The 12748-nt window shown below is 36.4% G+C and carries 13 protein-coding genes; all 13 read right to left on the reverse strand.

All coding sequences use genetic code 11. The features are described from left to right. Window positions 1-3: 3 nt before the first annotated feature. Entirely contained in the window at window positions 4-1245 is a 1242-nt protein-coding gene (locus tag T323_RS0116320) for a competence/damage-inducible protein A (RefSeq protein ID WP_026674215.1), read from the reverse strand. Between the two features lie 39 nt (window positions 1246-1284). Then, complete coding sequence (pgsA, locus tag T323_RS0116325; RefSeq protein WP_026674216.1) at window positions 1285-1866, reverse strand: CDP-diacylglycerol--glycerol-3-phosphate 3-phosphatidyltransferase; 582 nt, start codon at window positions 1864-1866, stop codon at window positions 1285-1287. Window positions 1867-1900: 34 nt separating this feature from the next. Next, entirely contained in the window at window positions 1901-2395 is a 495-nt protein-coding gene (locus T323_RS0116330; RefSeq protein WP_026674217.1) for a YajQ family cyclic di-GMP-binding protein, read from the reverse strand. A gap of 126 nt (window positions 2396-2521) precedes the next feature. Continuing rightward, complete coding sequence (locus T323_RS0116335; RefSeq protein WP_026674218.1) at window positions 2522-3436, reverse strand: helix-turn-helix domain-containing protein; 915 nt, start codon at window positions 3434-3436, stop codon at window positions 2522-2524. Window positions 3437-3455: 19 nt separating this feature from the next. Further along, window positions 3456-4223: a DUF3388 domain-containing protein gene (locus tag T323_RS0116340; RefSeq protein WP_026674219.1), complete on the reverse strand. Its 768-nt coding sequence runs from the start codon at window positions 4221-4223 to the stop codon at window positions 3456-3458. A gap of 284 nt (window positions 4224-4507) precedes the next feature. Beyond that, window positions 4508-4762, reverse strand: coding sequence for a DUF3243 domain-containing protein (locus tag T323_RS0116345; protein ID WP_026674220.1), 255 nt, complete (start codon window positions 4760-4762; stop codon window positions 4508-4510). A gap of 90 nt (window positions 4763-4852) precedes the next feature. After that, entirely contained in the window at window positions 4853-5578 is a 726-nt protein-coding gene (gene ymfI, locus T323_RS0116350; protein WP_026674221.1) for an elongation factor P 5-aminopentanone reductase, read from the reverse strand. A gap of 3 nt (window positions 5579-5581) precedes the next feature. Next, window positions 5582-6883: an EF-P 5-aminopentanol modification-associated protein YfmH gene (gene yfmH / locus T323_RS0116355; RefSeq protein WP_026674222.1), complete on the reverse strand. Its 1302-nt coding sequence runs from the start codon at window positions 6881-6883 to the stop codon at window positions 5582-5584. Then, the gene (yfmF, locus tag T323_RS0116360; protein ID WP_026674223.1) at window positions 6884-8164 is read right to left on the reverse strand and encodes an EF-P 5-aminopentanol modification-associated protein YfmF; all 1281 of its coding nucleotides are present in this window, start codon (window positions 8162-8164) and stop codon (window positions 6884-6886) included. Between the two features lie 244 nt (window positions 8165-8408). Next, complete coding sequence (locus T323_RS0116365) at window positions 8409-9131, reverse strand: GntR family transcriptional regulator (protein ID WP_035179188.1); 723 nt, start codon at window positions 9129-9131, stop codon at window positions 8409-8411. A gap of 21 nt (window positions 9132-9152) precedes the next feature. Beyond that, complete coding sequence (locus T323_RS0116370; RefSeq protein WP_026674225.1) at window positions 9153-11531, reverse strand: DNA translocase FtsK; 2379 nt, start codon at window positions 11529-11531, stop codon at window positions 9153-9155. Between the two features lie 105 nt (window positions 11532-11636). After that, the gene (locus T323_RS0116375; protein WP_245613741.1) at window positions 11637-11849 is read right to left on the reverse strand and encodes a YlzJ-like family protein; all 213 of its coding nucleotides are present in this window, start codon (window positions 11847-11849) and stop codon (window positions 11637-11639) included. Beyond that, window positions 11849-12616 (reverse strand): ClpP family protease, encoded by a 768-nt coding sequence (locus T323_RS0116380; RefSeq protein WP_026674227.1) that lies wholly within the window; start codon window positions 12614-12616, stop codon window positions 11849-11851. The genes T323_RS0116375 and T323_RS0116380 overlap by 1 nt, the downstream gene beginning before the upstream one ends. Window positions 12617-12748 lie beyond the last annotated feature (132 nt).

Genomic DNA, 12748 nt, shown 5'->3' on the forward strand with positions numbered 1-12748 from the left:
TGTTTAATTCCACCTTTTCATTTCTTTCAACAAATAATAAAATCCATAGTTCACAGCTCGATTTCTTATTTGTTGGCGAGTGCCGGACAAATGCAAAGGATAAACATTATTAGTTGTCTCAGTTGAAATACCAATAAAAACGGTTCCTACTTCTACACCATCTTGTTTGTCTGGACCAGCTACTCCTGTAAAGCTGATTCCTATATTTGCTTTGCCCATTGTTCTAATTTGTTTTGCCATTTCTAACGCTACTTGTTCACTAACAACACCATATTGTTGTATCATCTGTTCTGAAACTCCGAGCAGACTTTTTTTACAGTCTGTTGCATAACTTACAATGCCTCCACGGTAATATCGGGATGCCCCAGCTAAAGATGTTAATTGTTCACTGCACCGTCCACCTGTTAAGCTTTCAGCACATGCTATTGTTGCTGAATGTTGTACTAGTTCTTTCACAACTTCTTGCAGTAATGACGTTTCATCATATCCATAAAAAAAGGAGCCTACTCTAGCATTAATTTCAGTTTCTACTTCATCAAGCATCGATTCTCTCGTTTTTTGGTCATGATGCTTTACGGTTAACCGTAATGTTACTTCACCGTCTCCAGCTAATGGAGCAATCGTTGGATTAGACTGTTTCTCAATAATATCAACTAAGTCTGATTCTAACTGAGATTCCCCAATGCCAAAATAACGAAGGACACGCGATTGAATCGGAATAATTTCATCAATATATTTCATTAAATAATTCGTTCCCGCATGTAAAAACATTGGTTTAAGTTCGTTGGGAGGACCTGGAAATAACAAATAATGAGTATTATCAACTTTAAAAGCCATTCCTGGTGCTAATCCCGTATGATTTTCTAGCACGACCGAATCTTCAATGACAATCGCTTGTTTTTTATTATTTTCGGACATCGTTTTTTTTCTAACTTTAAAGAAATTTTCAATGAATTGAAGAGAAGTTTCGTCATATACTAAATTTCTTTTCACTACTTTAGCGACGATTTCTTTTGTTAAATCATCTTTTGTCGGTCCTAAACCACCAGTGAAAATAATGACATCAGAACGCTGTTGAGCTGTTTCAATAACATGAAGCAGTCTTTTTTCATTATCTCCAACAACAGTATGATAATAGACATTAATTCCTAAATCCGCAAGTTCCTTCGATAGAAACGTGGCGTTTGTATTTGTGATTTGACCAAGTAATAACTCTGAACCAACAGCAATAATTTCAGCGTTCATCCTTCACCTCTACGCTTTTATGTTGACATATTTTCCAATTTACGATTTTTTGGCAAACAATATATGCTTGTTTTTAATGAAATAATCAATACCAGAAATAATGGTTAATATGGTAGCCACCCATACCATAATTGAAGCAAACGGAATCGAAAAAGCTTGAAACGGAAAGTTATGTAACATCAAGGCTGAAATGGCGATAATTTGAAACACCGTTTTTAATTTTCCAAGCGAACTCGCTGCAATCACTGACCCATCTGCTGCTGCTACAAGTCGTATACCCGTAACCGCAAATTCACGACTTATAATGACAATGGCTATCCATGCAGCAATCATTTGCAACTCTACTAAAGAGATTAAAGCAGCAGTAATTAAAAGCTTATCTGCTAGTGGATCTAAAAACTTCCCTAGGTTTGTAACAAGCTGATAACGGCGTGCATAATAACCATCCAACCAATCAGTAGCCGCAGCAATGATAAAGACAATCGCTGCAATCAAGTGTTCAATTGGAATGTCCACACCTACTAATTTGATGTTTCCCATTTGAAATGGCACAAGCAAAAACACCATAAAAATAGGAATTAAAAAGATTCTTGAGATTGTAATTTGATTTGGAACGTTCACGTAGGGTCCCCCTATAACAAAATACAGTGATGAACTATCGCATATTTACAAATTGAACTGGGAAGTCCAAGTCTAATCCTTTGACCATTTGAATCACTTCTTGAAGGTCATTAATACTTTTTGCAGATACACGGATTTGCTCATTTTGGATTTGCGCTTTTACTTTTAGTTTTGAATTCTTGATAGCTGTTGTAATTTTTTTTGCTCGCTCACTACTAATCCCAGACACTAATGTAGCTACTTGTCTAACAGTACCACCAGAGGCTTTTTCAATTTTACCAAAGTTCAATACTTTTTGCGACAAATCACGCTTAATAAACTTGCCTTTTAATATATCAATGACACTTTCAAGCTTATACTCATCGTCAGAAATAATGGTTATCTTTTCTTTATCTGTTCTTTCGATTGAACTTTTTGACCCTTTAAAATCATAACGAGTCACAATTTCTTTCAAAGCTTGACTAATGGCATTGTCGACCTCTTGTATATTTACCTCTGAAACAATATCAAAGGAATGTTCTTTCGACATAAGCAAAAACCCCCTTAATTTTTTTGTGTTAGGAAATCAATGTCAACGTATTAATATTGTACCATATGAAACAAAAAAGTAATAAATCTACAACAAAAAGGCCTCTCAAGAGGCCTTTATCGAAAGTTAACTTGTTGGCTCAAAAGAGATCGTCACTTTTTGGTGAACCGTTTTGTTTGGGTCTTGTGGAAATTCAAATTCTTCACCATTAATGATTAAAGTGACAAAGCGTGAATCACCAAAATTAAATTCAATTTCTTCTTCTCCAGTGAAATCGTAATTTAATTCATCACCATCATTAGCTTCTTGACCATAAAAGCTTTTCCCTTTTGTATTTTTTATACCGACGTAACTTCTACCTGAAAACGAAATATCCACCTCAAATTGTTCTGTATCACTTAAGGCAAAGAATGTATTGTTTCCTCTTGTCTCTCCTTGAACTAGCACTTGTTCTTCTTCGGCCTCTGGCTCATTCTCCTCAACAGGTTCTTCGTCCTCAACAGGCTCTTCGTCTTGTGCCGATTCTAGTTCTTCTTCAGGTTCTTCTTCAGGTTCTTCATCAATGGTTGGGGAAACTTCAATTAATGTATTTTCATTTGCTGGAGGTTCTTCTCCTTCTGCTGCTCCGTCACTACCGTTTTCTTGAAGTAATAACCATACAGCTGAACCAATGACTACTAAAAAAACAACAGCCATTAATGTTGGCATTATTTTTGCAAATTTTGAACGGTGTGTTGCAACTGGTCGTCGTTTCGTTGTAGCGGTCCGTTCTGCACGAGAAGGAAGTTCTTTTACTTCTCGACTAGGGTTCGGGAGTTCACTTTGATATTGCTCAAATATTTCATCAGGATTCAAACCAACTGCTTCAGAATAACTTTTTACGAAAGCGCGGGCGTAAAATTTCCCTGGTAATGCATCAAAACGACCTTCCTCAATCGCAGCTAAATACCGCCTTTGGATTTTCGTTGACTTCTGCAAGTCATCTAAAGACATTCCCTTTTCTTCTCTACTCTCTTTTAAACGTTGACCTAATTCTGACATTGTAAACACCTACCAACTTTTAACTAATGTCAAATGAAGAAAATCCTGATTCCACAATATCATATGATATTTCTTCATTCTCATCGTTTCTTAATTCAATAATGCAATCAAAATCATCCATCGTAAATTCTGTTTCTCTCACAAAAATATCAGGATGTTCGACCACCTTCACTACAGGGTGATTCATAATATCCTCAACTAATTTCCGATGCTTCTCTGTTGCTCTCATCGTTGATACAATTCCGTCAATAATGTAAATATGATTTCCACTTAACTCATCTTCTGCAAGTTGACTTCGTATTGTTTGCCTTAATAAGGTGGAAGATAAAAATGACCACCGCTTATTTGCACATACACTAGCGGCTACAACTGATTCCGTTTTCCCAACCCGCGGCATCCCACGTATGCCAACTAAATAATGCTGGTTTTTTTTAAAAAGTTCTGCCATAAAATCAACAAGCAATCCTAATTCGTCCCGAACAAACCGAAACGTTTTTTTATCGTCTGCATCTCTTTCAATATAACGTCCATGACGAATTGCTAAACGATCACGGACTTTCGGTTCACGCAATTTTGTTACAGTAATATTATCAATCGTTTCAAGAATTCCTTTAAACCGTTTGATTTGGTCATCACTATTGCTGCGAATTAGCATCCCTCTTCGTTTATCCTCTACCCCATTTATTGTAACAATATTAATGGAGAGCATACCTAGTAATGAAGAAATATCACCAAGTAAGCCTGGTCTGTTTTTATGAATTAAATATTCTAAGTACCATTCTTTCATTTTTGCCCTCCCCTTTTGATTATAGTCTCCAAAAGGTAATAGATATTACATATGTAATATACTTTATGTAAGCAAAAGACTATTCAATATATTTTCTTTCATTTTACGCTATTTATATATTGATTAAAAGTAATTATTCCTTGTTTCTATATAATTTGACAAACTCCTACATAATTATGTAATGAAATGTAAGAACGTAAAAAATAATGAAAGTCTACATTGTTCTTAAATATGCCTCGATTGTGTAAAAAAGAGTGTCGTTCAACCGACACTCTTCTTCATCATTAGTTACCTTCGTTTTGCACAAGTTTTACCATCATGTTGGCAATTGCGTGTTGTTCTTCTTCTGATGCAACATTCCAAAGTTGAGCTAAGACACGCTCTTGTTCGTTTTTAGGTTCCACTTGTTGCGCCAAATATTCACCAACTTGATAAGCAACATCATTAATAACATTTTGGTTCATTCCCTCTGCTTTCGCTTGGTGAAGTCTATCACCTAAGAAATCTTTCCACTGCTCCCAGTTATCTAAAACAGACATATATGTTACCTCCTTAAATTAGACTTCGCTTGTATTTTTCGTTGAAATGGATGAATTTATACTAATGATTTATCAAACATATAAACAAAATTAACAAAACCATCCACCGTTTACCGAAATAATTTGACCATGAATATACGAAGCGTTTTCAGAAAGTAAAAACTGAACAACGTCTGCGACTTCCTCGGGTTTTCCAAGCCTTCCAAGGGGAATATCTTCTTGCATCAATCTTTTATCTTCATCCTTAAAAAATTGGAGCATTTTAGTCTCAATGGCACCTGGAGCCACTCCGTTCACGCGAATATTACTTGGGGCTAATTCTTTGGCTAACGCTTTAACGAAAGTATTTAGCCCCCCTTTTACAGCCGAATAAACAACTTCACAAGAAGCACCAGTTAATCCCCATATAGAAGAAATGACAAGAATGTCTCCTTGTTTTTGTTGTACCATTGGAGGTACAAGTGCTTTTGTTAATTGCATCGGTGATGTTAACTGTAGTTGTACCATTTTTGCAATGAAGTCATTGTCCATATCTGTTAGTAGTCCCACATAACTTTTGCCACTATTGTGAATGATTGTCGATGGAGGTGTGTCTAGTTGGGCTAACAGTGTAGGTACTCCAGAAGCTTCTGATAAATCAGCTTGCACTATCTTCACTTTCACTCCGAATAACTCACATTCTTTTTTTACGACCCTGGCATTTTCGATATTATTAAAATAGTGTACATACACATTTTTCCCACTTGCTGCTGTTTTTTTAGCAACAGCAGCACCGATTTCTCCACTTGCCCCTGTAATAAGAACCCATTCGTTCAACGTTTAAGCCTCCGTATATCCTTCAGGTTTAATTTGACATACAGTAAAACGTGAAAACGAAAAATGGTCCTTCATAATATCCGTTAATGTGTCTACGGATAATTGTTCAAGCATTGTAACAATATCAAACAAGTTCATGTCATTAAATTGATATCTTGTAAATTGGTTAGCGATATATTCTGGTGAATTTAATGACCTTAAAAACGAGCCGATTTTCTTTTTGCGAACTCGTTCAACTTCCTGTTCATTTAGTGGTGATGATACAAAGTCTTTCACCATCGCTTCAAGTCGGTTCGCTAAAGCATCAGGCTTTTTAGAATCTCCACCTATAATCGTAAACCCAAATCCTAATTCCGCTGAATGATCAAAAGAAAACGTTTCATCGATTAACCCTTCGTCGTATAACGTTTGATAATTCGAAGAACTTTGACCAAACATCAAGTCAAGAAGAATATTAAGTCCTAATTCACGTTCTAATAACTCATTTGCTTGCCTTGTTGGATTATGCTCTTTAAAGCCCACTAAACATTTTGGTGTTTGTACACTCATTGTAATGACTTCTTTTTCTTTGGCTACTTCCTCTGGTTCATCAGAGAAAAACCGTTTAATTTCTTGCTTATCTTTAAATTGTTTTTTTGCTTGATTTTCTTTTACTTGTTCAATAACTTTCGCTGGTTCAACTGGACCAATAACAAATAAAATCATGTTACTCGGGTGATAAAAGGTTTCATAGCATTGATATAACATGTCTTTCGTAATATTAGAAATCGAATCAATTGTACCCGCAATATCGATTTTCACTGGGTGTTGATGAAACATATTCGCAATTGTTCCAAAATACACCCGCCAGTCAGGATTATCATCATACATTGTTATTTCTTGACCGATAATACCTTTTTCTTTTTCCACACTTTCTTCCGTAAAATAAGGATGTTGTACAAAATTAAGAAGGGTATCTAGATTTTGTTCTACATTCGTCGTACTTGAGAATAAATAAGCCGTTCTAGTAAAGCTTGTAAAAGCATTGGCGGAAGCCCCTTGCTTACTAAAATCTTGGAATACATCCCCTTGTTCATCTTCGAACATTTTATGCTCTAGAAAATGGGCGATTCCATCAGGAACTTGCACTGGTTCCTGTCCACCGAGGGGAACAAAATGATTATCAATGGAACCATATTTTGTCGTAAAAGTGGCATATGTTTTATTAAAATCCTGTTTCGGAAGTACATACACTTGTAAGCCGTTTTCTAAAGTTTCATGCACGATACTTTCCTGTAATTGTTCAAATTTAATTTCTTTCGCCATTTATGCCTCCTCCTTTCCTTTAAGGAAATAGATCGTATCTAATTCAATCTTTTCGGCACTTTTTTGAATATCTTCTTTTGTTACTCGATCAATTCCTTCTAACCACTCTTCAATTGTCCGGTGTTTATTTGCGACCACATTATGGTAAAGTAACTCAACTAAAGCTCTTGGAACATCGACTGTTTCAAGAATTTGGTTTTTTATCATGGCCTTCGTTTGATTAATTTCATCCTCTGAAAAACGACCAGCCTTCATTTCTTCCATTTGTTCTTTAATGATAGACACCGCTTTTTCATAATTGGAAAATTCAATTCCAGACATAACCATAAGGATGCCTTTATGACTTTCGTACCGTGAGGCAGCATAATAAGCAAGGCTTTCTTTTTCTCTCACATTAATAAATAGCTTCGAGTGAGAAAACCCACCATATAAACCATTGCAAACTTGCAACGCAAAATAATCATCATCCCCAAATGTTGTATGAGTGCGGAAGCCTAAATGTAATTTTCCTTGCTTAACATCTTGTTTATCAAACACTTCTTTTTCTTTTATTTCTCGCTGTTGTTGGTCTTTTTCTGGCGTCTGTTTTCGATCTCCTTCTGGAAATGAAAAATACTGTTTTGTTACATCTTGCACTTGTGTTTCTTCTACATCACCGACGACATATAAATCAATTTTATCTTTATGTAGAAACTCTTGATAATACGAATATAGTTGTTCAGGAGTGACTGGATCAATCGATTCCTCATTCCCGTAAACCGAAAGCCCAAAAGGTTCGTCTTTGCACATTTCTTCGGTAATTCGTAAGTTTGCATAACGCATTTTATCATCATAAACAGATTGAATTCTTTGTTTTAACGAGCGCTTTTCATTTTCTACGATCGTTTGGTCAAATTGGTCATTATCTTTCTTTGGGTGTAACACAACTTGTGCAAGCAATGCGATTGCTTTTTCAAAAAGTGGACTCGTATCCTTTAAAAATTTCTCGTTGGCGACTTCCATCTTAAACATCATAATATGGTTTTCACCTTTTTTTTGTACATCAACTGACAAACTAGCACCATATAATTCGTCTAACTCGTTTCGAATCCGTTGTCTTGTTGGATAATTTTCGGTTCCTGCTTGTAAAACGTGCGGCAGTAACGCTCGCTTTGTTACCGTTTCCTTTTCAAGTGGTGCTTTGCAAAGTAATACAATTGTGTTTGTTTTATATTTGGTCGTTTTCACAACGTGAACATCAATACCTTGAACTGACATCGTTTGTTCTTTCAGACTTTGCATTTCCATCCTCCTTTATAATAATCCTATCTTACATACTTTTAACCATTTTTTTAATCCACATACATCCAGCTACTACGATATCATAAATTCTATATGTTAGTTGGATTATTGTACCATTTTTATCGAAAATCAACAAAAAGAATGCAACTTCAGAATAAGCCTTTTCATTACAAGGTGAAATCAGGACACAAAAACACTCCCCTAAAAAAAGCTGTCGATCATTTTCATCGACAGCTTGGCGTTTTTATTCCTCTGATGATTTTTTTCTTTTGCGAACAACATGAAACTTAAATTTATCGGCACGAAAATAGTTTAACGAATATAAAATCGGGCGATCGTGGTCATCGTAATGCATTTGCTTTAATAAAAGGAGAGACGTACTTGGATCACATTGGAGAATCGTGGATATCTCTTCATGAAAGCCTACAGGTTCAATATGGGTTATCGCATAACTAATCGTTCGTCCCTCTTCTTCAAGAATTTCATATATTGATTTAGTCGCATGAACCGAAAAATTCGGTAAGTATGGAGCTGGAGCTCTATCAATACAGTACGCCACAGGCTCACCATTTGCAGTACGAACTCTTTCCATTACGATAAGATTGTCGAAAGAACATCCAGTAAACTGTAATGCATCTTCTTCTAATGCTTCAATTTCAATCGAAGAAAGAAAAATGGTACCGGGCGTTTTATTCCCTTTGACTATCATATCAGTCACACTGTATAATTCTTCAATCCCAGAACTAAATAATGGTTTTGAATGAACAAACGTCCCAACACCATGACGCTTTACTACGAATCCTTCTTCTTCTAAAAATTGCAACGCTTCTCTTATCGTAGAGCGACTTACCTCAAGTTGTTTGGCGAGTTCAAACTCTGAAGGAAGCTTATCCCCTTCTTTATAAACCCCACTTTCAATGTCCTTTTTTACTCTCTCTATGATTTTGTTTCGTAACGGATGCTCCATTTGCCCCACGCTTTCCACTCCCTATTGTGATGATGCTTCTTCTTCTTGCTTTGCAACTAACACTTCTCTAGGTTTACTACCTTCATATGGACCAACAATCCCTCTTGCCTCCATTTCATCTATTAGCCTAGCTGCTCGCGTATAGCCAATTCGAAAACGTCGTTGCAACATCGACACTGATGCTGTATTCATGTTCATGACTAATTCCACAGCATCATCATATAATTCATCTGTACTTTCATTTGGTACATGAACTTCTTCCTCTGTCGGTGTCATATCTTCTTGGTACTGTGCTTTTTGTTGTGAAATAACATAATCGACAACTTCCTCTACTTCATCATCAGATAAAAAAGCACCTTGTACACGCGTTGGTTTTGACGCCCCTACAGGTAAATAAAGCATATCTCCACGTCCTAACAATTTCTCAGCGCCACCGCCATCTAAAATCGTTCTAGAGTCTGTTTGAGAAGAAACACCGAACGCAATTCTTGACGGTATATTTGCTTTAATAACCCCGGTAATAACATCAACAGAAGGCCGTTGTGTTGCTATAATCATATGAATACCTGCGGCTCTTGCCATTTGAGCTAAACGGGTAATCGAATCTTCCACGTCTCCTGATGCAACCATCATCAAATCGGCAAGCTCGTCTACAATGACGACAATATATGGTAAAGTCGGTTGCTTTGCTTCACCTTTCTCATTTTGCTTTACAATTTGTTCGTTGTAGCCTTCAATATTTCGCGTACCACTGTGAGAAAAGAGCTCATACCTTCTCTCCATTTCACTCACAACTTTTTTTAACGCTTGTGACGCTTTTTTAGGCTCTGTTACAACAGGGGTTAATAAATGTGGAATACCATTATACATGTTAAGTTCTACCATTTTAGGGTCAATCATAATAAGCTTTACTTCATGTGGTTTTGCTTTCAGTAAAATACTAGTAATTATCCCGTTAATACAAACACTTTTCCCGCTTCCTGTTGCTCCAGCGACTAAAAGATGTGGCATTTTATTTAAGGATGCTAATACTGGCTCCCCTGAAATATCACGACCTAGAGCTACAGATAGAACATTCGATTCTGAATGACTTTCAGGTGAGTCCAACACTTCCCTTAATGTAACAATGGCCACTTCTTGGTTTGGTACTTCAATTCCAATGGCTGATTTTCCAGGGATTGGTGCTTCAATTCTAATATCCTTTGCTGCAAGTGCTAATGCTAAGTCGTCCGTTAAATTGACTATTTTACTAACCTTTACTCCAACATTTGGGTGAACTTCATATTTTGTAACCGCAGGTCCAATATGAACTTTTGTCACTTCCGCCTTTACCCCAAAACTATCTAATGTTTGTTTTAATTTTTTTGCATTTTCTCTTGCTAAAATATGTTGTCCACCATTACTTTGGGATTGACTTGGTCTTTTCAACAAGTCGAGTGGTGGCAATGTATAATCTTTGTTTTCTATCTCGTTTTGGACTAAAGGTTGTCCAACCGAAAGAACTTCTGTGTCGCTATCATCTTGTTGATCCGTTTGTTTTTTCGGTTCTTGTTCATCTTGTAACGGTAATGTTAATTGCTCCTGCTTTTGTTCTTTATACACTTGTGAAGCTGTAAAGTCTCGAATTTCCACTTCTGGTATTTCCGTATCATGTTTACCTAGAGGCGCTTGTTGTTGTTTTAGCTCTGCTTGCTGTTGTCTTTGCTGTTTTAGTTGTTCTTTTTCTTTTTTCCTTTGTTCTTTTTGCTCTTGTAATCGTTCCTTAATCTTCGTGCTCCAATCGGTTATGTCATCCCGTATTCCTGTTATCATCTTATGGAAAAATGCATATGTTTTACTAAACGATTGAGCAAGCACTTCTGATAGTGATTTTCCTGTTATTAATAAAAAGGCGACAACCATACAAAAAAAGGAAATGAGAAAAGTTCCAATTGAGTCAAATAAAAAATGACTTAACGCAAAGCCAAGGGCACCAATCATCCCCCCACCGAAATCATCAACCGGTGCTTCATTATGTAATTGCAACCAATATAAATTCCACGTATTTCGTAAAACAGAGCGATCTTGAAACCCTTCTTGACCAGCTAGATTTTCAAATAGTCGTAGATGACTAAGTAAAAGGAAAGAAAATATAAATAAGTACAGCCCAACCAGCCTTCGTGAAACAAATGATGGGAGTTTACGTTTTATCATCGTATACAACGCTGTTACAAATACACCAATGGTTATAGCGACATACCATTCTCCTAGAAAAAATCGGAAAAAGAGCACAAATACCTCTCCGACACTTCCTAATTTAGCAAACGTAACAATGGATAATACAAGTAAAACAAGTCCGATAATTTCAAACTTTAATTGGACTCTCCAGTCTGCTTTTGTTTTTCGTTTTCGTTTTGCCATTCGTTCCACCTTCTATATTCCAAATGAAAAGAAAAGCAGCCAAATATTGGCTGCTTTAACCATATTCTTTTATTATTATACCATACTCAAAAACAACACTTCATCTTAAAATTGCGGTTTTAACTGAATGAGTCGCCCAGGGGCATAGTTTTCATTTAAGTAATGACTTGGATTACTGCTAACCAAACGAATCACTTTATATTCGGTTTCATTCGTTTTTTCAACAATTAAGAATCCACCATCAATTTCAATGCTTTCCTGCTCTTTCAATTGTTCGTTTGGAAAAATCATCTCTTCTGGAAGGATTGTATACAACATTATTGCATCATTCCTCCACTTGGTTCGTTTTTACGTTTTTCCTCGACCAATTCATTCAATTTCTTTAATGCTTGTCCAATTCCCCCAACCTCATTAATTAACCCATATTTTACAGCATCTGTTCCGACAACATTTGTTCCGATATCCCTCGTCAAATTTCCTTTGGAAAACATTAGTTCTTTAAATTTATCTTCTGTTATCATTGAATGCTTCGTAACAAAATTAATGACACGGTCTTGCATTTTATCTAAGTATTCAAATGTTTGAGGGACTCCAATGACAAGCCCAGTTAAACGAACAGGGTGAATCGTCATTGTTGCTGTTTCAGCAATATATGAAAAATCTGAGGCTACCGCAATTGGAACGCCTATCGAGTGACCGCCTCCTAATACAAGCGTAACAGTTGGTTTAGACAAAGAAGCAATCATTTCAGATAATGCTAGGCCAGCTTCAACATCTCCTCCTACTGTGTTTAAAATGACTAGTAACCCTTCGATTTTTTGGTTTTGTTCTGCTGCCACAAGCTGTGGAATAATGTGTTCATACTTCGTTGTTTTATTTTGTGGGGGAAGCTGCATATGACCTTCAATTTGCCCAATAATCGTTAAACAGTGAATGTTGGACTGGTTCATATCTGGGACATTTGTTTGTCCAAGCTCTTGTATTTTATTTAATAGTCCATCCCCTTTGTTATCTGGATTAATTGGTGGTACTTGAGGGGTGGCCGGTTGGTTTGGCTGATTTGGCTGATTTGGCTGTTCATTCATCGTTATTCCTCCTTAGTCGATGCTACTGTATAGTATGAACGGGTAGCCGATGTCTCATTCTATAAATTAGCAACGAAACTTTTTTCAGACAAAAAAAGGATGTCCAAAAAGAGTTTGGTTTACCCTTTTTGG

The organism is Alkalihalobacillus bogoriensis ATCC BAA-922 (assembly GCF_000621445.1).
Lineage (GTDB): Bacteria > Bacillota > Bacilli > Bacillales > Bacillaceae_F > Bacillus_AO > Bacillus_AO bogoriense.

Bases quoted from the DNA above. Each gene is read 5' to 3' on its own strand.
- T323_RS0116320 (WP_026674215.1), bottom strand. From the start codon at position 1,245: ATGAACGCTGAAATTATTGCTGTTGGTTCAGAGTTATTACTTGGTCAA.
- T323_RS0116330 (WP_026674217.1), bottom strand. From the start codon at position 2,395: ATGTCGAAAGAACATTCCTTTGATATTGTTTCAGAGGTAAATATACAA.
- T323_RS0116335 (WP_026674218.1), bottom strand. From the start codon at position 3,436: ATGTCAGAATTAGGTCAACGTTTAAAAGAGAGTAGAGAAGAAAAGGGA.
- T323_RS0116340 (WP_026674219.1), bottom strand. From the start codon at position 4,223: ATGAAAGAATGGTACTTAGAATATTTAATTCATAAAAACAGACCAGGC.
- T323_RS0116345 (WP_026674220.1), bottom strand. From the start codon at position 4,762: ATGTCTGTTTTAGATAACTGGGAGCAGTGGAAAGATTTCTTAGGTGAT.
- yfmH (WP_026674222.1), bottom strand. From the start codon at position 6,883: ATGGCGAAAGAAATTAAATTTGAACAATTACAGGAAAGTATCGTGCAT.
- yfmF (WP_026674223.1), bottom strand. From the start codon at position 8,164: ATGCAAAGTCTGAAAGAACAAACGATGTCAGTTCAAGGTATTGATGTT.
- T323_RS0116365 (WP_035179188.1), bottom strand. From the start codon at position 9,131: ATGGAGCATCCGTTACGAAACAAAATCATAGAGAGAGTAAAAAAGGAC.
- T323_RS0116370 (WP_026674225.1), bottom strand. From the start codon at position 11,531: ATGGCAAAACGAAAACGAAAAACAAAAGCAGACTGGAGAGTCCAATTA.
- T323_RS0116375 (WP_245613741.1), bottom strand. From the start codon at position 11,849: ATGTTGTATACAATCCTTCCAGAAGAGATGATTTTTCCAAACGAACAA.
- T323_RS0116380 (WP_026674227.1), bottom strand. From the start codon at position 12,616: ATGAATGAACAGCCAAATCAGCCAAATCAGCCAAACCAACCGGCCACC.